Here is a 20,509-nt window from a genome sequence, read left to right as displayed (position 1 = left end):
TACACTGGGTGGTCGTGGCTGAAGAAGACCACACCGCCCCCGTAGCTCAGGGGATAGAGCACCGCTCTCCTAAAGCGGGTGCCGGCAGTTCGAATCTGCCCGGGGGCGCCACAGCAGACATTGACCAGAGCCCATTCAGGCGCAACGGAATCACCCAGCGCAATGGTGAATACCGGCTTGCAACCCCCGCTCGCCAGTTCCTTTTCGACTCCCCCGCCCCCTCACCTTTGAGGTCTGTTCGCACGATTGACCTCACTCTCATCGAGCCTCTTCCCAGGACAACGAGCCGCGCCCGACGGTATTTTCACTGGTAAGACGCCCACAGCTGAACCCTGAAGCATACTCCCTTGCCGCAAAATGAGACAACTATCCTTGTTTTCCCTATACTGACCTGGTGGGAGCGAGAGAGGGCATCTCCTCTGTATCTACGTTCGTGGAGTCGACGGCCGACACCACGGAACGCACCCAGGAAGGAACCACAATATGCGGCACCTCCGCAGACGACTGCCCGTAGTCGGCACAACGATTGCATTGATCGCCGGGAGCACTCTCCTTGCCTCACCAGCAACGGCTGCACCTGAACTCGGTCCCCAGCTCAGCGCGTACGAGGGAGAACCGGATTTCACCGGAGTCACCACCAACCCTGAGACGGACAACCAGGGCGGCATCGACAACGCCACCATGTACGGGGCCTATATCCCCTCGTCCGGCGTTCTCTCCGGCAATCGGGTCTGGTGCATCGATCGAGGCCTGACCCAACCCATGGGCAACGGCTACGACGAGGGTGGCAAATCCTCCGTCGAGGCTCCAGAGCTGGCCTATATCCTCGCCAAATGGGACGAACCCCGCAGCGACCAGGCCAGTCAGATGGCCCATGACATGGCCATCAGCGAGCATGTGCACAGCTCTGAGGAAATCGACCACCGTGATATTCTCGACGACCGCAGTCTCGAAGAAGTCACCGATGGAATCGGGTGGAACGAGGACTCTCAGAATCTCAAGGACATCGGCGCTGAGAAGTTCTCCGATGATGTGCTTCCCGATGCCTACGACCTCTCGGCACTCATGGGTGACGAAGCCGCAAAGTATGCGGGCAACGGCACCTACGAAGCCGAAGTCAGCATCGATGCGGACTCGTCGACGGCAACCGTCTCGCTGGTCAACTCCGAAGGTGTCGAGGTTCCCGGATTTGAGGGTGAGCTCTCTGTCGACGGTGCCGAGGCTGAAACCACGGACATCACCTCCGGGGAAGAACCGGTCGAGGTGCCCCTCGACTTCGCCGACGACGTCCCCGACGCATCTGTGTCCGTGACGTTCTCGGGCCTGCCCACCGGTTCAGTGACCCAGTGGGATCCCAAAGACTTCGACGCCGATGATTATGATCGCACAAGCCTGCAGGGTGTCATTGAGGGTCAGGAGACTACGGCCGAGGCATCCGATTCCTACCAGGGCCTCTACACGCCGGAGGTGTCTTCGCAGGTCTCGGTCAACGAAATCACCGACCTTCCAGCCACGGTCACTGACAAGGTTCGCCTGGACCACTGTGCACCGGGCGAAACCATCGACGATGCCAAGGTCGATGTGTATGCCGAAGACGGCACCATCGCTCAGTCCAAGTCCGTCCCCGAGGACGCTGAACTGCTCGAGACCTTCACTCCCGACGTCACTTGCGGTGAAGACGGCACCGCCGACTTCGAGACCGAGAAGCTCGCACTCGATGCTGACTTCGTGGAACCCGGCAAGGAGAAGTCGGTGACATTCGTGGCCTCGGCTCCTGCCTCCGGTTCAAACGAGGCCTTCTCACATGAGTACGGTGTGCCCTCGGAGACCGTGGCAATCACCATCCCCGAGGCTGAGAAGCCAGACGATCATCCAGTCGTGAAGACGGGGGCCTACGTTGATTCGGCCGACGGTGGTCCCAATTGGAACCTTGTCGGCGGCATCGGACTGTTGACCGCTGCGGGTGCGCTCATCATTGGTGCACTGCGCCGTCGCACGACGAGGGGCTGAAGTTTCAGTCATGATTCGAGGAATCAGTCAAGACTCGAGGATTAGGTCATGACTCGGTGGCGGTCACTGCTGCAGTGGCCGCCACCGGCATATGAAAGGAAAGCATGACGCCACGCATACTGCGCAGCTGGTGGTCCTTCCCGGTCACTGTCGTCATCATCGCACTTATCTGCGCAGGGGCATGGATGCTCGTCCAGGGACTCTCTGATGAACAGAGCACCGTCGAGGACGACGCTCGGATCCAGCTGGAAGAGCCCCCAGACGAGGCCGAGGTAGAGGATATGCAGATCGAAGCCCTCGACGGAGACTTCCAGGTCCCGTCGGTGGGTCTGGATACCGGGCTGGAATCCATGACCGAAGTCAATGGCGCGATCAATCCCCCGGGGCTTCACAACGGCTATGTGGTGCGCAATCACGGCACCCCTGACCACCCCGAACGCGGCACCACCTACGTTGCCATTCACTCCGTGCAAGGTGCCGAGCTGCCAGGGAACACACTCATCGATGTCGATGCAGGCACGGCGGCTGTCGAAACGGGCGAGTCGGTCACTCTCCAAGACCGCGACTACACGGTGACCGACTCCTACACTGTGTCCAAGACGGACATCTCCGGAGATGATCGCGTGTGGGCCGATGAACCTGGCCGCCTCGTCATCCTCACCTGTCTGCAGCGCGCCTCCGGTCGTTCAGCTGACAATGTCGTCATCGAGGCCGTCGCCGACTAGCAGCTCAACGGACGGTCCCGAACCGACCTACGCGACATCCACAGACCGACTTGAGCAAGTATCGCTGATCCGACGCCGCCACCCACGTCACAGCCCTGGTTCGGGAGTATCCCCGTCGTGTCGACGCTTGTTGTGGTCGCGAGTGACACGAACGACCATGGTCGGGCACTGTGAGTACGGGAGCACAGACTGCGAGGTCGAACCGAGAAGCAACCCTGCGAAGCCTCCACGGCCACGAGAACCGATGACAAGCACCTCGGCGGTGTCAGAGGCACGGACGAGCACCTCGGCGGGCTGGCCGTCGAACAGAGTCCAGGTGACATCGAGGTTCGGGAACTCGGCCTGCAGGTGCTGTTTGGCCACGACGAGCTTATCGGCGCCTTCGTTGACAAGCCGCTCGAGGTCGGCGGTGCTTGGCAGCCATTCGGGGCCGATCACGGTCGTCGTGATGACGGCAACGATGTGCAACGGCGACCCTCGGCGCACGGCCAGTCGAGCTGCCTTCCACAATGCCGGAGACTCTGCGCCGAGGGAATCGACACCGACGACGACCTTGCCGTCGAAGCGCAGCCCTTCGATGGCTTCAACATTGGGGTCAGGCTCTTCGACGACGATGCCGTCCTGTCGGATCGGTCGTGAGGATGTGGGGTGCGCGGTCTTCTCCACATCAGACTGCCACGAGGCGGGCACGACGACAGTTGGGCACGCGGAGTGAGCCGGGAGGGCGCTGGACACAGTGCCGAGCAGACGCCCAGCGAATCCGCCTCGACCGCGGGAACCGACAACGGCCAGGCTTCCCGACTTCGATTCGTCGATGAGGACACCGGCGGCGTCGCCGATTTCGATCACGGCTTCGACCGGCACGCCGGCCGCCTTCACCTCGGCGGCGGCTTCTTTGAGGGTATTCGTCACTGCCGCCCGGATCGACGTGTCATCGATCGGAACGTAGGAGACGTCGATCGCGGCTGCAGCCACGCTGGGGATCGTGTAGGCCCCGACCAGACGGATCGGCTTGCTCAGCGACCTCGCTTCCTGGATTGCCCACGCCAGAGCATTGCGGCTGGGTGGCGAACCGTCGATGCCGACGACAACAGCGTCAGGCTCCCCCGCAGGTGCTGCATCGGCGTTCGGGGTTCGGTCTTGCTCGTTCATCGCAAGCTCCTCATCTTGAAGCGAACTACTCTCGTGTCCACCCTAAATCAGAATCAGGGCAAGGCCTCCGCCTATGTCACATCGTTATCGGAAATGGGCCATAGTGCGGACATTGCTCCGGTGGCCTGGAAGGGTGTCGCTTCAGGCAGCCTGGGAGAGTTCCAGAAATGGGCGCCATTGTTCGACCGGTTTCTCAACCCCGCGCATCCAGAACTGCCCGGTCCGCGGCTCCCTGGGCTGGAAGCTGAGCTTCCACCCGATCTCGGCCAGCGTCCTGTTTCCCTTGCGGTTGTTGCACTCACGGCAGCAGGCAACGAGGTTCTCCCAACTGTTGACCCCACCGCGTGAACGCGGAACGACATGATCGACCGTCGTCGCAGGCTTCGCGCAGTACGCGCAACGGTGGTTATCCCGGCGCAGCACGCCCCGCCGAGAGAGCGAGACCCGGCGGTTGTGGGGCGGCCTGACATAGCGGGTGAGCAGAATGACCGATGGCTGGTCGAGGTTCAGGTGCTCAGATCTCACCGGAACATCCTCAGCGGCCAGGACCGTCGCCTTCCCCGTGAGCACTAGGACCACTGCCCTGGTGAACGGAACGATCGACAGTGGTTCATATCCGGCATTCAGCACGAGAGTCTTCATATCCCGCCCCTCATCTTCATGTGAGTGCGGACCCGGTCGATCGACACGGACCCGGGAAACGCAAAAGGCGCCGTGCCGCAGCACAACGCCTTGAAAGAAGGGACAGACACAGATATGTACTCCGCGCCAGTAACTGGAGCGGATATTCGTCCTATGCGACTGTGGCCCATCTGATTTCCCATCACTTACGCCAACTCAATCTTTATAAGACTAACGCCAACCCTCCCCTGTGACCGAATTCATATCGCTCGCGTCACGGATTCTTTCCTCGCCGTTCACCTGAGCGGGCGGTGGACACCGCTTCCTGCCCTCCGGGAAGGAACGTCCACCCAATCTGCGAAGGGGAGCACCGCAAAACAGGAGATGGGAACTTCAGACAAGCAAGAGACGCAAAAACTCCCCGCCTGATTCGAGGACCGTCGAGTCAGGCGGGGAGTTTTGGTGTGAACTAAATCAGAGAACGCGGATGAAGGTGACGTTGCCCATCCAGCTGTAGCTGCGCTTCGAGGTGCCTGAACCTGGGGAACCGGCATCGTACATCTGTCCGCCACCGGCGTAGATGCCGACGTGGCCGGGGTGCCAGATGAGGTCACCGGGCTTGGCTTCAGACTGCGAGACGACCTTGCCGGCAGCCTTCTGTGCACCTGAGCTGCGAGGCAGGTTCACACCGACCTTGCTGTAGACCCAGGCGGTGTAACCGGAGCAGTCCCAGCCGCTCTGCGAGGTTCCACCGTAGACGTATGGGGTTCCGACGCCTTTGGCTGCCCAGCCCATGACCTGCTCGGCCTTGGAGCCGTCGATCGAGCCGGCATCATCGGAGCCGGAGTCTTTGCTCTTGTCACCGGAATCTGAGGAACCGGCTGTTGCGGAATCGGATGAGTCGCCTGAAGTGTCTTCGGCGGCCTCAACGGGTTTTGGCTTAGGCGCTGGTTTCGGAGCAGCCTTGGCGGTGACGGTCTGGACGTCGGCGTTGAAGGAGGAATCCTGCTTCTTGTCCTTGTCCTTGGACTCGTCAGCAGCATTGACGGTGGCCGTCTGGTTCTGGTATTCAACCTGCGTGTGAGCTTCTGACTCGGCGGAGACTGCGACGTTGTCGTCGGCTCCCTGTCCTGCTGCTGGAAGGACTGCTGCGGTGAGCAGGCCACCGCTGGCAGCAACAACGGCTGCACGGCGTCCGAAGACGGCGGAGTTGGCATTCAGGATTTCGGTCAGTTCGGTCAATGGGGTCTTGACCTTGGCTTCAGCGGCGCGGCGGCCATGCTGCTTAATTGCCACGTTTCCCTCTCGTCACCTATTGGAAGAATCCCAACCGCCACTCTCGGTCCTCAGAGATTTTGCATCGAGCGTGGCGTTCGGCTCTCGATGCAAAGTCGTCACTTTCGTGAACGACCTCCACAACTGTAACCAATCGGTCACCGATTGTCACGTTTCTGTCACGAACCACGGAGGTCATCCCTGAGGTTTTCCATAACACTCCAGGTCAGACCCCCTATAGGGATGGAAATATTCGTAACATTTGCTCGTAATACGACACGGCCCAGGGGGTGAAATTCCACTCCCTGGGCCGTGCCCACCAAACGGTTTATAACAAATCGATCCTGTTCGAGACCTTCGGTCGTGACCGGACTGTCTTCGGTGGTGACGGGACTGTCTTCGCAGAGATCATGCAGATGCGACTCGCTCCTCAAAGACGCCCCGCCCGTCAGAGCAGGACTATTCCTTGAAGGCTTACTTCTTTTACTTCTTTTACTTCTTATAGGCGAACACGTGTGAGGCTGTGTCCAATGGCAGATCGAGCACGTCCTGTGCCCCGGGGACCTGAACCGTGATGTACTCGCCGTTGCGTGAGATCTCGACATCACTGTCGGGCAGGACACCAGCGACCTGGAACTGCTGCAGGAGGTGGATGTCGACTTGCAGGGGTTCTGCCAGCCAAGCGATCCGCAGCTCCTTCGCCCCGTCGCGAGCCACAGCGGTCGCCAGATCGACAACCTCGGTGCCTGGCGCCAGCTTTCCGCCGATCACGTCGAGACCGGGGATCGGGTTGCCGTACGGGCCTGAGGCCGTCTCTGGAAGCAGAGCGATGAGTTTGCGTTCGACCTGCTCGCTCATCACATGCTCCCAGCGGCATGCTTCGTCGTGGACGAGTTCCCATTCGAGTCCGACGACATCGGCGAGGAGCCGTTCGGCCAGACGGTGTTTGCGCATCACTTCGGTGGCGATCCGACGACCCTCGGCTGTCAGCTCCAGGTGACGGTCGTTGCTCACATGCAGAAGTCCGTCGCGCTCCATTCTCGCCACGGTCTGTGAAACGGTGGGACCGGAGTGATCCAAACGTTCGGCGATCCGGGCGCGCAGCGGCACGATCGACTGCTCCTCAAGCTCGATGATCGACTTGAGGTACATCTCAGTTGTATCAATGAGGTCGTTCACTTAAGACCAGCCACTCCACTCTTCGTCTTCAGGCCCATTCGACCATTTCAGGCGTTCTCAGCATCAATCCTATCTCGCGTACAGCCGATCTCGTGCCTTCAAGCGACGTCGACGTCTGTTGCCCGTCGGCTCATGCTCGGCGAACTCCCCGGTCGGCCCATCGATCATACCTTTGCCTGTCCCGCTCAACACTGGCAGTGAACCGAATATTTCTCCAAGGTGTACCAGCCCAGGGGCCGTTCAGATCATGGGTAAAGACGAACAGGGTTCCACTCGGTCGCCTGCGACAGATCGGCAGGTTCGTGGCTGCCATCGGCACGTCGGAATGCCCAGCGGTCGTGGAAGCGGTTCTTCTGTCCCTGCCAGAACTCGATCTCGAAGACACGAACTCGGAACCCGCCCCAATGCTCAGGCCGGGGCACATCCTTGTCCGCGTACTCTGCAACGGCAGCATCGTATTCTGCCTGCATCTGTTCGCGGCTGCCGACGATCTGGGACTGCTTCGAGACACTGGCCGCGATCTGGGATCCATGGGGACGGACAGCGAAGTACGCGTCCGAGTCCTCGGTGGCGGCCACCTCGGCGAGGCCCCGGATCCTGACCTGACGTTCCATGTCCTGCCAGGGGAAGTTCACGGCCACTCGGGGATCGGCACGCAGCTGACGCCCCTTGGCGGAGTCGTAGTCGGTGAAGAACATGAACCCGGACTCGTCGATGCCTTTGAGCAGGACGATCCGCGAGGACGGACCCCATTCGTCGAGGGTGGAGACCGTCATCGCGTTCGGTTCGCGGACATGCTCCGCGGCCTCGTCGTACCACTGTCGAAACAGCGCGAGCGGCGAGACCTCCGGATGGTCGAAGGTCGGGGACTCGTAGGACTTCCGGGTCTGCGGCAATCGGTCGACTGGCTCACTCATACCTTCACTCTACGGCGAGCCGGTGCCACTCGTCAGGCCATGAACCCACAAGTCACACCCGCGTGACCGCCCAACACGACTCGATCCGAGCGTGACAAGTCTCAACATGACGATGCCGGTCGTCGATCACACATGGGTGCGCCGTAGAATGTCGAGCGTGACTGCCACGAATATAACGATCCCAGACGAACTCCTGCCCGCCGACGGACGATTCGGAGCCGGTCCGGCCCGCATCCGCAAAGCCCAGATCGAGGCGCTTAACTCCTCCGCCACCGATGTGCTGGGCACCAGCCACCGCCAAGCACCCGTGAAGAAGCTGGTCGGTCGCATCCGCACCGGCCTGGCCGAACTCTTCAACCTGCCCTCCGGCTACGAGGTTGTCCTGGGCAACGGCGGATCCACCGCTTTCTGGGACGTCGCCACCTTCGGACTCGTGCGCGAGCGGGCCGCACACGCCACCTTCGGCGAGTTCGGCCAGAAGTTCGCGAAGGCCACCGATGAGGCCCCTCACCTGCAGGATTCCCTCATCGTCAAGGCCGAACCGGGCACATCGGCCGTCCCCTCCCCCGCGTCCCTCGCCGAGGCGACCGGAAATTCGGATGTCGCGGCCGATGTCTATGCCTGGCCGCACAACGAAACCTCAACCGGCGTCGCCACCACGATCGCCCGCCCCGAAGGCATCGACAATGACGCGCTCGTCGTCATCGACGCCACATCCGGTGCCGGCGGCCTGCCCGTCGAGATCACCGCGACCGACGTCTACTACTTCGCACCGCAGAAGAACATGGGCTCCGACGGCGGCCTATGGGTGGCGATCATGTCGCCCAAGGCCATCGCCCGCGCGCAGGAGATCAAGGACTCCGGCCGCTGGATTCCCGCGTCGTTGGATCTCGTGACCGCGATCGAGAATTCGCGTAAGGACCAGACCTACAACACTCCTGCGGTGGCGACCTTGGTGCTCCTGGCCGAGCAGATCGAATGGATCAACGGCAATGGTGGTCTCGAGTGGGCTACTGCCCGGACCCGTGAGACCTCCGGTTACGTCTACGACTGGGCCCATGCCGCCGAGGTGGCTCATCCCTACGTTGAGAACCCTGAGGATCGCTCGTCGGTCGTGACCACCATCGACTTCGACGATTCGGTCGACGCGGCCCTCGTCGCCTCGGTGCTGCGCAACAACGGCATCGTCGACGTCGAGCCCTACCGCAAGCTGGGCCGCAACCAGCTGCGCATCGCTACGTTCGTCTCTGTCGATCCCGAGGACGTCAAGGCGCTGCTGGCCAGCATCGACTTCGTCATCGACGCCCTGGCCTGAAGTCGCGTCACTGACGCCGGCCGAGGAGTCTTCTCGGCCGGCGAGGCTCTGGGCCAGCGACCTTCTGGGCTAACGACATTGTCGGCTAACGACGTTCTGAGCCAGTACATCGAGCACCCCGCACCGTCAGCACCGAAACGACCTGTTGCCCGGGTTGTCTTCGGCACGGACGGTGCGGGGTGCTCAACTGCCTGTCGGCAAAGCAGCTAACTGGAGGACTTGCGAGCACCGGTGCGTGGCGCGGTGCGGCACGCGTCTGAGTGTCCTCAGCCGAGGAAGTGGATGAGGTTTCCGATTCCGAAGGTGATGGCGGCCAGCAAGGCGAGCACGAACTCGATGGCGGTGCCGATGCCGATCGCCTTGAGTGATCCCCAGCTGGAGGCCCACGCTTCCTTGGCATCGTGAAGCCGGGTGTGTTCGGCGAGGTAGAGCCCGGCGATGAAGCCGATCGGCAGTCCCACGACGGGAATCACGAAGAATCCGATGATGCCGAGGACACCGGCCAACAGCACGGACCGGTTGGGGACGGCCATCTCCTTGAGTTTTCTGCCCGTGAGCACCAGGGAAGCGCTCATCCCGCCGGCGACGAACACTGCGACGACGGCGAAGATGATCCAGGCCATCGGTCCCCCGATGACGATCGCCCACACCAGCACGCCGATGGCGATGAGGATGGATCCCGGCAGGACGGGAAGGATGATGCCGAGGCAGCCGACCAGGATAGCCAACCCGACCAGCACCGAGGTGAGAATGTCCGCGTTCACTGTCTGTCCGATCTGTTGCTGTGCTGCTCAGTTGTTTGTTGCCTAGTTCCCTAGCCGCTCAGTTACATACGAGCGTCCCCGATCTTAGGCGATGCAGATCCGCGAGTGGCTCAGGGAGAGTTCAGAGACCAATACCGCCACCCCGGATCTCAGGGGCGACCGAGGTAGCTGACGTGGAGACGGATCCGAGACTTGGGGTCATAATGCAGTCGCAGGTTCTTCGCCACGATCATCCACACCAGCCCGACGGCGAAGGCGATGATGCCCGAGGCGGCTCCGACACCCATCGCCATCCGAGGCCCGTACAGGTCAGCGACCCAGCCGGCCAGCGGGGCACCGATAGGCGTGCCACCCATGACGACGGCGGCGTAGATGGCCATCACCCGACCGCGATAGTGCGGCGGAGTCGTCGTCTGCACATAGGCGTTGGCTGAGGTCATCATCGTCAGCGATGCGAAGCCGACGAATATCAGCGACGCCGCGAAGACATAGTAGTTGGGTATCAGGGAGGCGGTTCCCACCGCGAGGCCGAAGCCTCCTGCAGCTCCGAAGATGAACCGCAGCCTCGGCTTCTCTCGTTTCGCCGAGGCAAGTGCCCCAGTGACGGATCCGATCGCCATGACGGAGTTGAGCAGGCCGAAGCCGGAGGCGTCCTTGTCGAATTCGATCTTGGCCATGGTGGCCGTATAGATGTTGAAGTTGAATCCGAAGGTCGCGACGATGAAGAGGACGATCAGCACGATCGTCACATCGGGGCGTTGTCTCAGGTACCTGAACCCGCCCAGAATCCCGCCGGTGCCACGGCGCCTCGTGGGATGCAGCCGGGTCTGATCCAAACGGATGAGCACAGTCAGGGTCGCAGCGAACCCGAGCCCGCTGATGAGGAACACCGGTCCGGCACCAATGACTGCTGTGAGGACTCCGGCGACGGCGGGACCGATCATGCGTGCACCGTTGAATGATGCGGAGTTGAGACTCACGGCATTGGGAAGCAGTTTCTCACCGACGAGCTCAGAGACGAAGGCCTGTCGGGAGGGATTGTCGAGGGTGGCCAGGATGCCCAGAGCCAAGGCCGTCATGTAGACGTGCCAGAGCTGAATGGTGTCGGTGATGACGAGGACGAACAGCAGCAGCCCCACAGTGCCCAGCAGGGTCTGGGTGACCATGAGCAACCTGCGTTTGGAGAACCTGTCGGCAATCGCTCCGGCAAAGGGGAACATGATGAGCTGCGGGCCCATCTGCAGCGCCATTGTGATGCCCAGGGCCGAGGCGTTGTTGTGTGTCAGGTAGGTGAGGACGATCCAGTCCTGGGCCGTCCTCTGCATCCACGTTCCGGTGTTCGAGATCAGGGCACCAGCGAACCAATGTCGGTAGTTCGGCTCTGCCAGTGACCGGAACGTGTGCGCCATCGAGTGTCTCAGCCCTCCTGGAACTCGAGTTCGCCGGCGGAGTAGTCATCGACGACGGCTTCGGCAGGCTCGTTGCTCTGCCGACTGACGTCGGTCTCAGAGTGGGCTCCGCAACCGAAGTCGAGCGCGACGACCTTACCGTCGGCCGGTGACCACCCGTTCGCACAGACCCCGAACTTCTGTCTCAGTGATCCCGCGATCGGCAGGAAGTACCCGCAGCTGGAACAGTGCGCCGAGGCTTTTGCAGCGAAATCGGATTCCCCGCCGGTCTCCGACTCGGCCCACCTGGTCGCGGCAGCTGAGATCCCTTCAGGTGAGAGGACCCGGCGGCGGCCGAGTCCGAACTCAAAATTCGGGATCTCGTCCAGATTACCGTCCGAGGTCTCTTCGAGCTGTTCGAAGCCCTGCTGCAGGTTCGGATCGTCCTCCACCTTCGGCAGAGTGTCGCGAGGGGTCAGATCGCCGGGCTCGACCCGCTGGTCCCAGGGGACCCATTCGGGTGCGACGAGGGAATCGGGGCCAGGCAGAAGGGCCGTCTCGCAGACCGTGACCTTCTTGGCCCGAGGAGCACGGGCGAGGACGGCGACCCAGCGCCAACCGCGATAGATCGGATCGGTGCACGCGAAATAGTGGGTGACCAGGCGGGTACCCTCAGCCAGAGTGCCCAGGTGGTCACCGATCACGGAACTACCGGCCACCTCGGCGATGGCGGAACGTGCCGTGTCGATGGCTGCGGCCAGTTGTGTGTCCAGAACGATCTTCTCCGAACTCGCCCGCGGGGCCTTGGCCGGCTTCGCCGGCGCAGCAGCCTCAGCCTGTGCCGGTGCAGCGATCCCTGCCGCCTCAGTCTGGGCCGGAGCAGCGGTCTCAGCAACCGCTGCGGTCTCCGCATTGTTTGGGGTCTTCGCAGCCGACGCCGCCTGAGCGGGCGCAGGGTCGTTCGTCGGCTCGGCACTCCGGCCGGCCATCCAATCACTGAAGAGTGATGACATCAGGACTCCAAATCGTCGGCAATTGCCCGCAACAGTGAGGCTACCTTGTTCCCGTGGGAAGAGTCGGGGTAGCGGCCGTGCTGCAGTCCGTTGTTGAGGTCATCGAGTACTTTGATGACATCTTCAACCATAACTGCCATGTCTTCGGCCGGACGCCTGCGGACCTTCGCAACCTTGGCGGGGCCGGAGAGCAGGCGGGCCTTGAGGACCTGGGCTCCGCGACGGGAATCGACCACATCGTAGTCGAGGCGGGTGCCCTTGGTGACCTCGGCGCCCTCGGGCAGAACTGAGGAGTGGAGGAAGGCCTGAGAGCCGTCCTCGGCGGTGACGAAGCCGAAGCCCTTATCGACGTCGAACCATTTCACGCGTCCGGTTGGCATGATGTCCTTTCCTGGTGATGCTCGTAGTTGGTGTAGCTCGTAATGGGTGGTGCTCGTACGTGGTGAAGCTCAGTGGTGGAAGTGCTCGGCGGTGCCTGGCCTCAGGATCGGCCACGATCGCTTCGGTCACCAGCAGTTTCGTCTGACTGCGACAGCGCGGCCCTGGCTCTGCGCTGTTCCCGAATCCGATCCGGCAGTGTGCTCGCGCATCTTCTCATCAGTCGAACTCAGCGATCGAATATCTGCTGAAGCGCTGCGCTGTCACTCTCGGCTGCCCGGATCGCCCGGATGCGGGCGTGGACTGCGGCCAACCTCGGCTCAAGGCCGTCTGTGGAGGTGGGTGCCCGACGCTGTCTGCGCGATCGTCCCGCGGAGAGGCGATCAACTCAGCCCAAGTGACTGTGTCGCTGACAGCACCAGCGGCCGAGTTTCAGCTCTGGCCCACCTCTGTCTGTCTGCGTCTCAGTGCTGCTCTGACCAGGGTCACCGCGACCAAGGCGAATGCGATCGGGAGGAGGATCATCGGCAGGTATGTCAGCAGGTGCGAGGGCGCGTAGCCCATCCAGGCCTGACCCAGCACACCGATCAGCGCCAGCGCACCGACAAGGGCGGCGGCAACGGCTACGACGACGATGGTGGTGTCGACACGTTTGGCTGACAATGCTCGTCCTTTCCGAGATCCGAGAAGCTCTTCTGCCCATCTATTGTAACCCTCGGGCTAAACTGAACAGCGATGTCAATGACCTTCAGCCAGTGGCTGTCCCACAGTTCCGATACCGACTTCGAGTCCTTCGTCCGGACTCGTCGCGATCTCCTCCAACCCGAGTCCCCGACGATTCCTTCGCTGGCCGCGGCCGCTTCCTCGCGCATCGGCGTCTCCCGGGGCATCGAAGCGCTGACTTCGGCACAGCTCGACGTCTTCATCGACTTGGCCAAGGCCGCACGCACCACGGCCGACATCAACGTGGGTGAGAATCGTCATATCGACGCTGCCCTCGCCGAGGTGGTCCTCCCCCGACTGCGCGACCTGGGCCTGGCCTGGCCCTCGTCCTCCCCCACCGAGGCGGCATCGCCGTCTGAGTCCACCTGGCGGATCCAGTCGGAGGCCATCACACTTCTGCCCACCTCGGCGGCCGAATCCGCCCGGGCACATCCGTGGCAGGCGGACACGTCCGGGATCGACTCGAGCACCGAGACGATCCCGACGGCACTCATCCACAACAGCGAACGAGCCGCCGTGGCGGAGGTCATCTCCTCCCTGCGCGGTCTCGTCGATGAGCTGGCGAGCTCGCCGATCTCGCGCCTGACCAGCGGCGGCATCTCCAAACGAGACGTCACCCGGATCGGGAAGACCATCGATCTGAGCCTCGAGCAGACGATCACACTGCTCCTGGCAGCGAAGTCACTGAACCTCATCGGCGTGCTCGATGACCCACTGGATCCGCAGTGGACGGCCAGCGACGACGCGGCCGATGTCCTCGAAGGCGACAGGGCAGAACTGTGGGCTGCACTCATGACCTCGTGGCTGCGCGAAACCCTCGACGTCACCCAGTTGGCGGCTGGGGCCAGCGCCAACGAACGCCTCACCGTCCTCGCCTCGCCGAAGAAGTCCCTGTTCAAGGGCTTCAGCCAGTCGCAGCCGACGATGCCGCTGCTGCGCTTCACCATCCTGGAGATCCTCGCCGACATCGGTCAGGGGTCCTCACGATCGGCCGAGTGGATCCACGCGCAAGTGCTGGACAGGCGTCCACTCATCCCAGCCCACGAATTCGCGATGACAGAGGCGATCCTGCACACCGCTGGTGCCTTCGGCCTGGCGACGACCCCGCTGCAGAATTCCGAGCATTTCGGGCCCAGCAGGTTCGGTGTTCTCCTCGCAGCGGGCCTTCGGTCTGCGATGAGTAACCAGGCCGCCCAGGATCCCTCGATCGCACCGGTGAACTTCAGCCTCGAGGGCCTCGACGTGCCCAGCGACGTCGTCGACGCGGTCCGCCTCGGGCTCGTCGATGAGGTCGAGACCGTGCTCATCCAGTCAGATCTCACGGCCGTGGCGACCGGGCCCATCGAACCCCGTGTCCACCACATTCTGCGTAAGTTCGCCGTCGTCGAAGCGCGCGGGCAGGGAACCGTGTACCGCATCGATGCCGACACGATCGAAGCGAGCATGCAGACCGGCATCAATGCCGAGGATGCCTTGGCCCAGCTCGCCGAGATCAGCGCCGAGCCCCTGCCCTCGACACTGAACTTCCTCGTCGAGAACACGGCGTCGAAACTGCGCCGCGTCCAGGTTGCCGGAGCCCGTGCCGTCCTCGTCGTCGACGATCCCGTCGACCTCGACGTCATCCTCTCCGACCAGGCCATGCTGCCGGCCGGTCTGGAACGTCTGGCACCGACAGTGGCGGTCGGGCAGCTGGGCCCAGAACGCACCATGCATCTGCTCGAGTCCGCCGAGCACCATGCCATGCTGCACTCGCCGTCCGGGCCGGTGCGCAAACGCAAGGTCATCACCCAGGCCGATCCCGAGGTGCACCTGCGCAAACGTGCACGGGTCGACGATGCCCACCTTGATGATTACATCCGCATCCTCCGCTCCCCCGGAGCTCGCGCGGCACCGGCCACGAGCACGGATGAGCCGCTGGGACACATGGATCGCCTCCGGGAGGCCGCCGCGGCCAGTCAGCAGGTCACGATCACGCTCGCCGACTCGCATGGGAAGGAACGCGTCATCGAAATGCTCCCGGCCACCGTCAACGGTGGACGTGTGCGCGGCAAGGTGAAGACCACCGGCGCCGAGGCGTCTCTGTCGATCGCACGCATCGTCAGCGTCGATGTGGTCGGCGACGAGTCCAGCGACCGGTCTGACGGGTCCGGTAGGTCCGACGGGGTGGAGGAACAATCCTGAGGCCACAGACGTTAGGCCCTCGGAAGTCACCTCGGCGTGGAAAGAAGCAGGAACTTACATGAACGGTCCGTTGATCGTGCAGTCCGACCGGACTGTGCTGCTGGAATCGGGGCACACCCTGGCCGTCGAGGCGGCCGTGGCGATCGCGCCGTTCGCTCAGCTCTCGCGGACGCCGGAGTACATTCACACGTACACGATCACCCCCTTGGGGCTGTGGAACGCCCGCGCCAGCGGACATGATGCGGAGTCCGTCGTCGACGTCCTCCTCGAGTTCGCGAAATACCCGGTGCCCCATGAGCTGCTCGTCGACATCGTCGACATCATGGACCGGTTCGGAGTCCTCACCCTCATCGAGAATCCGATCCATGGACTGACCCTGACCTCAACGGACACCGAGCTGCTCGCCTCTCTCATCGAGCAGCCGGACCTGGTGGGCAAGTTCGGCAAATCCCTCGACGCCGAATCCGTCCTCGTCCATCCTTCGGAACGCGGTGAGCTCAAGCATGCGCTGCTGCAACTGGGCCATCCTGTCTCCGACCATGCCGGTTATGTCGACGGCGAGGCCCACGAGATCGCCTTGTCCGATGACGCCCATGGTGGTCAGTGGCATCTGCGTGACTATCAGAAGGAAGCGATCGACCATTCCCTCAGCGGTGAGTCCGGTGTCGTGGTTCTGCCCTGCGGTGCCGGCAAGACCATCGTCGGCGTGGCCACGATGTCGCGGGTGCAGACGACGACGCTGATCCTTGTGACGAACTCGGTGGCCGCCCGGCAGTGGAAGGACGAGATCCTCGCCCGCACCTCGCTGACCGAGGATGAGGTCGGTGAGTACTCGGGGTCGACGAAGGAGATCCGACCGATCACCATCGCCACCTATCAGGTGCTGACGACCCGCCGCAAAGGCTCCTACCTGCACCTGGAGCTCCTCGACGCCAAGGACTGGGGGCTGGTCATCTATGACGAGGTCCACCTCCTGCCCGCACCGATCTTCCGTCTCACCGCGAGCCTGCAGGCCCGGCGACGCCTCGGTCTCACCGCCACACTGGTGCGCGAGGACGGACGTGAGGATGAGGTGTTCTCCCTCATCGGCCCCAAGCAGTACGAGGTTCCGTGGAAGGAACTCGAACGCATGGGCTACATCGCCACCGCGTCCTGTCATGAGATTCGGGTCCGTCTCGACGGCGGGACACGCACGGCCTATGCACGTGCCGACGGTGAGGATCGGTACCGGCTCGCGGCCACCTCGGATGCGAAGCTGCCGATCGTGCGCGAGCTCGTCGCCGACCATCCCAATGCACAGATCCTCGTCATCGGGCAGTACCTCGATCAGCTCGAGGAGATCGGGGCCGGCCTCGACGCCCCCGTGCTGACCGGGCAGACTCCGGAATCGCAGCGCCAGGAACTCTTCCGCGAATTCCGTTCGGGACAGATCCCTGTGCTCGTGGTGTCGAAGGTCGCGAACTTCTCCGTCGACCTGCCGGCCGCCTCGGTGGCAATCCAGGTCTCCGGTGCCTTCGGCTCCCGGCAGGAGGAAGCTCAGCGACTGGGTCGGATCCTGCGACCGAAGGAAGATTCGGGCTCCGCGACGTTCTATACCGTCGTCGCCGCCGACACAGTCGACGAGCACTTCGCGGCCCAGCGTCGCCGCTTTCTCACCGAGCAGGGCTACAGCTACGACATCGAGGTCCGCTGAGGGGACCACGCCGCTAAACCACTCCGACGTCACTAAACCGCCCCGGCGCCGGGCGCAATTAGTGACGTCAGGGAGGTTTAGCGAAGGCTGCCACACCGCTCAACCATCTTCCGGGCGCTGGTCAATCCCACTAAACGTTGCTCGGCGCCCGGACGGTGGCCGATAGGCAGACGAATCCCCCATTCGCGGAGACAGCATCAGCGGGTGGTGGAACGGATGGTGGCAAGCGGGCGGGAGTCTGCTGATTCTACTGGCCGGGATCATCGTGACTTGTCGCGCTGGAATACTGAAGCCCGAAAGCGAAGTCGCCTAAAGCAACCCCGGGCCGCTCACCCTCATGCGCATACTTGAGCGTGCGTCATCGAGTGCGCCCACAAGTGCGCCTCCTCGCCTACGCCCACTCGTAATGGAGGTCAGCCTCAGACCGCAGCGAGCTCCTCGGCCCGGACGATGACCTCGCGGGAGGCCACTCGGCGGGCCAGGCGCGCCTCGCCCCATTTGATGAAGCCGACGCCGCCGACGATGAACACACCGCCGAAGAGTTGGATGGGCGCTGGCATCTCAAACAGGATCAGCCAAGCCACGATGACGGAGAATGGAACCTCGATGAGGTTGACGAAGGAGCCGACCGTGGCCCCGATGTAGCGCAGTCCCAGGATGCCCGTGATGTAGGCGCCCACTGTGAAGACGACGATCATCGCCATGGGCAGGATCCAGGAAACCGCGTATCCGCCGAAGTCGACGTCGGCGGTGACGATGCCGGCAGGCATAACTCCCGAGAACACGATGATGGACATGGCCAATGCGCCCACGCCCATGCCCAAGCCGGTCAGCGCGACCGGTGGAACATTGATGGAGTCCTTCGCCGAGACCAGGAAGTAACTGGCCAGGCAGACTGCCGCGGCAAGTGCCATGATGACGCCGAAGATGCTGATGTCGGAGTCGCGGAGGTTGAGGACAAGCACCAGCCCGAACATCGAGATCACCACCCCGATGAAGGTCACGGTCGCGGGACGGGCCCGGGTACGTGCCCAGATCCAGAACACGATGAGCATCGGTGCCGTCATCTCCAGCAACAGCGCAACAGCGACGGTGAGGTGCTCGACGGCGACGAAGTAGAAGCCCTGCACACCTGCCATCGACACCAGCCCGTAAGTGAGCACGGTCTTCCAGTGCCGGCGCACCTCATCCCAACGTCCACGCAGAGCGATGAGGCTGGGGATGAGCAGCAGAATGGCCGAGCCCGCGAGGCGAATGAGGACGACGGAGCCAGGAGTCCACCCGATCGCATACATCGTCTTCGCGATCGGGCCTGAGACCGCGAAGAAGAACGCGGAGGCCAGAGTCAGCAGAAACCCCATGACGACGGTGCGATTCATTCTTGACCTCCTGAGATGCGCGCGGACTCGACGTAGGACTCTTTCCCTCGCCGAGGTGGTTGTGATGAGTGGATGTGAACTGCGGACGTACATGTGGTGCAGTGCAGTCACGATGCTGCTCGCGGCCGATATGTGCGATGCGGCGCGTGATGATGCGACAGCGTTGTCCGCCTTGACCAGTATTTCCCACCACCATGAAATGAGTCAAATACACTTTGACCCTTACATGGTGTGGCAGAATGTCATTCACAATGACTTTCGCCTACGACATTCGCTCGAATCTCACCATGCTCGTCGATCTCCTCAACACCTCCGGCACCATCGCCGAGGCGGGAGATGAGCTGACGACGACTGCCGGACTCCACGGATTCGCTGCCCGACACGACTTCTCCGGCCCCTTCCAGGCCACGAAGCCCGACGTCGAGGAGACTCGTGAGCTGCGTGAACGATTTGCCGTCGTGCTCGACTCGAGCATCGATGCCCAGACCGATGCTGAGGTCGAAGCGGGCGAAGAAGGCGTCGTCAATGAGGTGAATATCACGCTCCGCGAGACCGGCGCGCTGCCACAGCTGGTCAAGCATGGAAGCTGGGATTGGCACCTGCACGCAGTGGGGCAGGCGGCGAGTCTTGCCGATCGCGTGGCGGCCGACGTCGCCCTTGTACTCATCGACCTCATCCGCAGCGGGGACCTAGACCGACTGGGACGCTGTGCGGCGGAAGACTGCGGAGCCTATCTGGCCGACTTCAGCCGCAACCGCTCGAAGCGCTTCTGCGACACCGGCAACTGCGCCAACCGCACGCACGTGGCCGCCTTCCGGGCCCGCCAGGCAGGCTCGTGAGGTCGAGCCTGCCTTCTCTGTGTGCAGGCTGTGCGCGAGCGCAAATATTGCTCAATTCGTCACACCATTCCTGAGAGCGCATGCGGCGCTTCGGGGCCCACAGGACTTTCCCGAGAGTTTTTCAGTGACCTGGCTCACAATCGCATTCAGGTAACTGTCAAGCGACTCTCAGAATTGATATTCAGACTGGATGCATGACTACAGCAAACGATACCGACATCGAAGCCACACTCCTCGTTGTCGACGATGAGCCCAATATCCGCGAACTCCTCTCGACCAGTCTGCGCTTCGCCGGCTTCGACGTCGTCTCGGCCGCCAATGGTGCTGAAGCTCTTCGTCTGGCCGAGCAGACCAACCCTGATCTCCTCGTCCTCGACGTGATGCTGCCGGACATGGACGGCTTCACAGTCACCCGTCGCCTGCGCCAGATCGGCATGAATGCTCCTGTCGTGTTCCTCACCGCCCGTGATGACACTTCGGACAAGATCACCGGCCTCACCGTCGGCGGCGACGACTATGTCACGAAGCCCTTCAGCCTCGAAGAGGTCGTCGCCCGCATCCGCGCCGTGCTGCGTCGGACCCGCAGCCTCGAAGACGAAGAGAACGCCGTCATCATGGCCGGCGATCTCGAACTCGATGACGACACTCATGAGGTGCGTCGCTCGGGAATCCTCATCGATCTCTCCCCCACCGAGTTCAAGCTGCTGCGCTACCTCATGCTCAACACCAATCGGGTGCTCTCGAAGTCTCAGATCCTCGACCATGTCTGGGAATACGACTTCGGCGGCGACACCGGAATCGTCGAGTCCTACATCTCCTACCTGCGACGCAAGATCGATGTTACGCCCGAGACAGACGCCGCAGGACACCCTGTGGAGATGGAGTGGACACCGATGATTCAGACCAAGCGCGGTGTGGGCTACATGCTGCGCACACCGGAATCCAAGTAGTCGGACA

18 protein-coding genes and 1 tRNA gene are annotated in these 20,509 nt (G+C 62.6%); 8 read left to right on the top strand and 11 right to left on the bottom strand.

Translation table 11 applies throughout. From position 1 onward, the window contains the following. Nucleotides 1-35: 35 nt before the first annotated feature. The 3 genes from INT29_RS07540 to INT29_RS07530 all read left to right on the top strand — a co-directional run bounded on the left by INT29_RS07540 (nucleotide 36) and on the right by INT29_RS07530 (nucleotide 2,735). A tRNA-Arg gene (locus INT29_RS07540) sits at nucleotides 36-111 on the top strand. Nucleotides 112-483: 372 nt separating this feature from the next. Beyond that, nucleotides 484-2,010: a hypothetical protein gene (locus INT29_RS07535; RefSeq protein WP_193071257.1), complete on the top strand. Its 1,527-nt coding sequence runs from the start codon at nucleotides 484-486 to the stop codon at nucleotides 2,008-2,010. 104 nt (nucleotides 2,011-2,114) lie between these two features. Then, nucleotides 2,115-2,735 carry a class F sortase gene (locus INT29_RS07530; protein ID WP_193071256.1) on the top strand — a complete coding sequence of 207 codons (621 nt, stop codon included), beginning with the start codon at nucleotides 2,115-2,117 and terminating at the stop codon, nucleotides 2,733-2,735. A gap of 87 nt (nucleotides 2,736-2,822) precedes the next feature. Here INT29_RS07530 and INT29_RS07525 read toward each other — a convergent pair whose 3' ends face one another. The 5 genes from INT29_RS07525 to pdxH all read right to left on the bottom strand — a co-directional run bounded on the left by INT29_RS07525 (nucleotide 2,823) and on the right by pdxH (nucleotide 7,879). Beyond that, nucleotides 2,823-3,887 (bottom strand): universal stress protein, encoded by a 1,065-nt coding sequence (locus INT29_RS07525; protein ID WP_101574567.1) that lies wholly within the window; start codon nucleotides 3,885-3,887, stop codon nucleotides 2,823-2,825. 141 nt (nucleotides 3,888-4,028) lie between these two features. Then, on the bottom strand, nucleotides 4,029-4,529 hold the full coding sequence (locus tag INT29_RS07520; protein ID WP_101574568.1) for an HNH endonuclease: 501 nt from the start codon (nucleotides 4,527-4,529) through the stop codon (nucleotides 4,029-4,031). 453 nt (nucleotides 4,530-4,982) lie between these two features. After that, nucleotides 4,983-5,804, bottom strand: a complete 822-nt coding sequence (locus INT29_RS07515; protein WP_101574569.1) for a C40 family peptidase — start codon at nucleotides 5,802-5,804, stop codon at nucleotides 4,983-4,985. A 471-nt stretch (nucleotides 5,805-6,275) separates the two neighbouring features. Next, nucleotides 6,276-6,962 carry a metal-dependent transcriptional regulator gene (locus INT29_RS07510; RefSeq protein ID WP_101574570.1) on the bottom strand — a complete coding sequence of 229 codons (687 nt, stop codon included), beginning with the start codon at nucleotides 6,960-6,962 and terminating at the stop codon, nucleotides 6,276-6,278. Nucleotides 6,963-7,207: 245 nt separating this feature from the next. Beyond that, nucleotides 7,208-7,879, bottom strand: coding sequence for a pyridoxamine 5'-phosphate oxidase (pdxH, locus tag INT29_RS07505; RefSeq protein ID WP_193071255.1), 672 nt, complete (start codon nucleotides 7,877-7,879; stop codon nucleotides 7,208-7,210). A gap of 157 nt (nucleotides 7,880-8,036) precedes the next feature. Between pdxH and serC the strand changes: the two genes are divergently transcribed. Further along, complete coding sequence (gene serC / locus INT29_RS07500; protein ID WP_193071254.1) at nucleotides 8,037-9,194, top strand: phosphoserine transaminase; 1,158 nt, start codon at nucleotides 8,037-8,039, stop codon at nucleotides 9,192-9,194. A gap of 266 nt (nucleotides 9,195-9,460) precedes the next feature. On the opposite strand, the gene INT29_RS07495 is transcribed toward serC, so the two are convergent. The 5 genes from INT29_RS07495 to INT29_RS07475 all read right to left on the bottom strand — a co-directional run bounded on the left by INT29_RS07495 (nucleotide 9,461) and on the right by INT29_RS07475 (nucleotide 13,400). Beyond that, nucleotides 9,461-9,958 carry a DUF456 domain-containing protein gene (locus INT29_RS07495; RefSeq protein WP_101574572.1) on the bottom strand — a complete coding sequence of 166 codons (498 nt, stop codon included), beginning with the start codon at nucleotides 9,956-9,958 and terminating at the stop codon, nucleotides 9,461-9,463. Nucleotides 9,959-10,107: 149 nt separating this feature from the next. Next, nucleotides 10,108-11,367, bottom strand: a complete 1,260-nt coding sequence (locus INT29_RS07490) for an MFS transporter (protein ID WP_193071253.1) — start codon at nucleotides 11,365-11,367, stop codon at nucleotides 10,108-10,110. Nucleotides 11,368-11,375: 8 nt separating this feature from the next. Continuing rightward, a complete protein-coding gene (locus INT29_RS07485) occupies nucleotides 11,376-12,359 on the bottom strand; it encodes a DUF3027 domain-containing protein (RefSeq protein ID WP_193071252.1) in 984 nt (327 codons plus the stop codon). Continuing rightward, a complete protein-coding gene (locus INT29_RS07480; protein WP_101574575.1) occupies nucleotides 12,359-12,739 on the bottom strand; it encodes a cold-shock protein in 381 nt (126 codons plus the stop codon). Before INT29_RS07480 ends, INT29_RS07485 begins: the two co-directional genes overlap by 1 nt. A gap of 430 nt (nucleotides 12,740-13,169) precedes the next feature. Then, entirely contained in the window at nucleotides 13,170-13,400 is a 231-nt protein-coding gene (locus INT29_RS07475) for a hypothetical protein (protein ID WP_101574576.1), read from the bottom strand. A 72-nt stretch (nucleotides 13,401-13,472) separates the two neighbouring features. Between INT29_RS07475 and INT29_RS07470 the strand changes: the two genes are divergently transcribed. Further along, nucleotides 13,473-15,641: a helicase-associated domain-containing protein gene (locus tag INT29_RS07470; RefSeq protein WP_226831165.1), complete on the top strand. Its 2,169-nt coding sequence runs from the start codon at nucleotides 13,473-13,475 to the stop codon at nucleotides 15,639-15,641. 58 nt (nucleotides 15,642-15,699) lie between these two features. Further along, nucleotides 15,700-17,334 (top strand): DNA repair helicase XPB, encoded by a 1,635-nt coding sequence (locus INT29_RS07465; protein ID WP_101574577.1) that lies wholly within the window; start codon nucleotides 15,700-15,702, stop codon nucleotides 17,332-17,334. Nucleotides 17,335-17,753: 419 nt separating this feature from the next. Here the strand turns inward: INT29_RS07465 and INT29_RS07460 are convergent, their stop codons facing one another. Beyond that, complete coding sequence (locus INT29_RS07460; protein ID WP_226831163.1) at nucleotides 17,754-18,713, bottom strand: EamA family transporter; 960 nt, start codon at nucleotides 18,711-18,713, stop codon at nucleotides 17,754-17,756. Between the two features lie 239 nt (nucleotides 18,714-18,952). Here INT29_RS07460 and INT29_RS07455 point away from each other — a divergent pair, with 239 nt between their 5' ends. Together INT29_RS07455 and INT29_RS07450 are read left to right on the top strand one after the other, a co-directional pair. Next, nucleotides 18,953-19,552, top strand: a complete 600-nt coding sequence (locus INT29_RS07455; RefSeq protein WP_226831161.1) for a CGNR zinc finger domain-containing protein — start codon at nucleotides 18,953-18,955, stop codon at nucleotides 19,550-19,552. Nucleotides 19,553-19,746: 194 nt separating this feature from the next. Continuing rightward, complete coding sequence (locus tag INT29_RS07450) at nucleotides 19,747-20,502, top strand: response regulator transcription factor (RefSeq protein WP_009881891.1); 756 nt, start codon at nucleotides 19,747-19,749, stop codon at nucleotides 20,500-20,502. Nucleotides 20,503-20,509: the final 7 nt, after the last annotated feature.

The sequence above is a fragment of the Brevibacterium sp. FME37 genome, assembly GCF_014897485.1.
Classification (GTDB): Bacteria; Actinomycetota; Actinomycetes; order Actinomycetales; family Brevibacteriaceae; genus Brevibacterium.
Note: the sequence above shows the minus strand (reverse complement) of the source record. Positions and strands in the feature narration are given on the sequence as shown.

What these genes read in the sequence shown, in the direction of transcription:
- INT29_RS07535 (WP_193071257.1), top strand. Translation starts at nt 484, where the DNA reads ATGCGGCACCTCCGCAGACGACTGCCCGTAGTCGGCACAACGATTGCA.
- INT29_RS07530 (WP_193071256.1), top strand. Translation starts at nt 2,115, where the DNA reads ATGACGCCACGCATACTGCGCAGCTGGTGGTCCTTCCCGGTCACTGTC.
- INT29_RS07525 (WP_101574567.1), bottom strand. Translation starts at nt 3,887, where the DNA reads ATGAACGAGCAAGACCGAACCCCGAACGCCGATGCAGCACCTGCGGGG.
- INT29_RS07520 (WP_101574568.1), bottom strand. Translation starts at nt 4,529, where the DNA reads ATGAAGACTCTCGTGCTGAATGCCGGATATGAACCACTGTCGATCGTT.
- pdxH (WP_193071255.1), bottom strand. Translation starts at nt 7,879, where the DNA reads ATGAGTGAGCCAGTCGACCGATTGCCGCAGACCCGGAAGTCCTACGAG.
- INT29_RS07490 (WP_193071253.1), bottom strand. Translation starts at nt 11,367, where the DNA reads ATGGCGCACACGTTCCGGTCACTGGCAGAGCCGAACTACCGACATTGG.
- INT29_RS07485 (WP_193071252.1), bottom strand. Translation starts at nt 12,359, where the DNA reads ATGTCATCACTCTTCAGTGATTGGATGGCCGGCCGGAGTGCCGAGCCG.
- INT29_RS07480 (WP_101574575.1), bottom strand. Translation starts at nt 12,739, where the DNA reads ATGCCAACCGGACGCGTGAAATGGTTCGACGTCGATAAGGGCTTCGGC.
- INT29_RS07470 (WP_226831165.1), top strand. Translation starts at nt 13,473, where the DNA reads ATGTCAATGACCTTCAGCCAGTGGCTGTCCCACAGTTCCGATACCGAC.
- INT29_RS07465 (WP_101574577.1), top strand. Translation starts at nt 15,700, where the DNA reads ATGAACGGTCCGTTGATCGTGCAGTCCGACCGGACTGTGCTGCTGGAA.
- INT29_RS07460 (WP_226831163.1), bottom strand. Translation starts at nt 18,713, where the DNA reads ATGAATCGCACCGTCGTCATGGGGTTTCTGCTGACTCTGGCCTCCGCG.
- INT29_RS07455 (WP_226831161.1), top strand. Translation starts at nt 18,953, where the DNA reads ATGTCATTCACAATGACTTTCGCCTACGACATTCGCTCGAATCTCACC.
- INT29_RS07450 (WP_009881891.1), top strand. Translation starts at nt 19,747, where the DNA reads ATGACTACAGCAAACGATACCGACATCGAAGCCACACTCCTCGTTGTC.